Raw genomic sequence first — 1,931 nt, forward strand, 5'->3', positions numbered from 1 at the left:
ATCCAAGGCAGCGACGAGAGCCGGAATGAAAGCGGGATCGTTCTGGCCGTCGCCGTCGAGCGTAACGACGATGTCGCCCTTTGCGGCGACGACGCCGGTGCGTACGGCAGCACTCTGGCCGCAGCTCGCTTCGTGTCGGATCAATCGCAGCCACGGGCGCGTGGCCCGCGCCGCCAAGACTTCGTCCGGCGTCCGGTCGGTCGATCCGTCATCGACGTAGATGACTTCGAAGGGTCCGAGCGCAGAACAAGCGCGTTCGATCTCGTCGACAAGGGCGAGAACGTTCAGAGCCTCGTTCTTGACCGGAACGACGATACTGGTCTGCGGATGCAGAGAGAGCTGGTTCATCAATGAACGGCCGGACGGGCCGCCTCTCAAAACGAATGAAGTCAAGGCCCGATCCAATAGGCCCCGATATCGGTCTGGCGACCACTGTTGATATTGAAACCGGCAACGCGGGTCGAGAGTGCGGGTTTCAGACCGAGCCGCGTCGCTTCGTTGCGGAAATCGCCGTCGAAACGCTTGTCGACGAACACGAGACGACACCCGCCCTTGGCGAGAAACGCGGCCGCCTCCTCCCCCGTCTCGAGCATGTCGAGGTTCGTCCCGGCGAGGAAGACGAGACTCGGCTCCCGATAACCCAATGTCGCCACCAATGGTTCGGCGCAGCCAATATCGTGCGCGACCTCGGCGAGGCGCGGAGAAATCTTGAGAGAACGCAGATCCAATTGTGCGAACCCAAAAACGCCAATCGACAGTAAAATCGCGGAGACGAAGCTCGTCCCAAGGCATGCGATGACTCTGTCCGTCACGAAAAGGCGCCAAGCAAAGAGCGCCAGCCCCGACGACAAGATGAGYGCCGGCAACGCGCGGTAGGGAAGCGTATGGTCGAAATGCCAAGCCACGACGCAGAGCCCAACCAGAAGGCCGACCGGGATGAAGGGAATGAGGACCGTCGCGATCTTGGCGAGGGGACGATGCGGCCCGACGAACGCACGCCCGATCGCCATGACCGTCACGATGGCGATGGCCGGATAGAGCGGCATGACATAGTGCGGGAGTTTGGTCGGAACGGCCTCGAACACGATCCAGGACGGAACGATCCAGGCAAGGGCGAATGCGATCGCGTCCTCGCGCCGGTTGGTCCATGCGAAGGGCACCGCGATGGCGGCGAGAATGGCGCCCGGCCAGAAGGTGGCGAAGAAAGCGAGGAGATAGAATCCCGGCGGCGCCCAATGATATTTTTGCGCCGTGCCGACCTTGCCCAGCATGTCGTGTCCGACCGAGGCCGCGAAGAATTCGCCATGGCTTCGGAAGGCAATGGCGATGAACCACGGCAAGACGATCAACAGCGTGACGAAAAGCCCTTCCCACGGGCGGAGCGACAGGAGCCAACGCATCGACCGCTCGCGATACGACAGGACCGCCGCCGTCAGACCCACGAACATCAGGACCAGCGGGCCTTTGACGAGGATTCCAAGGGCGAAGCCAAGCCAGGCGATGACGAGCGACGAGCGCGGAAGAACGGCCGCTCCGCGGCCGAGATAAGCGCGCGCCAACCCACCCATGACGGCGATGGAGCAGGCGGCCAACATGGCGTCCGTCTTGGCGAGCCTCGCTTCGACCATGAGGATGATGGACGTCGCCATCAAAGCGGCGGATAGAAAGGCCCCACGCCGTCCCAGGAACGCCAGGGCAGCCCAATAGGTCAGAAGGACGGCAGCGAGCGCTCCCAGGAGTGATGGGATGCGATAGAGCGCGATCGTCGTCCTGGCCTCGGGAACGCCCAGGCTGTCCCCGATGGCCACGCTGAGGCTCTGGAGCCAGTAGATCCCGACCGGCTTCTTGTGCCGCGCCTCATCCTGAAACCGGATATCGACCAGGTCACCGGTCTCCAGCATCTGCTTCGAGGCCTGTGCATAACGTGGCTC

2 protein-coding genes are annotated in these 1,931 nt (G+C 63.0%); both read right to left on the reverse strand.

The window, feature by feature from the left end; genetic code table 11:
- Positions 1 to 348, reverse strand: a 348-nt coding sequence (locus AC1DT3_RS19410; protein WP_477466851.1) for a glycosyltransferase family 2 protein, incomplete at its 3' end; no start/stop codon positions are given.
- A gap of 41 nt (positions 349 to 389) precedes the next feature.
- The coding region (locus AC1DT3_RS19415; RefSeq protein WP_477466852.1) for an ArnT family glycosyltransferase at positions 390 to 1,931 on the reverse strand (1,542 nt) is incomplete at its 5' end.

This window comes from Microvirga sp. P4_G7, assembly GCF_056401005.1.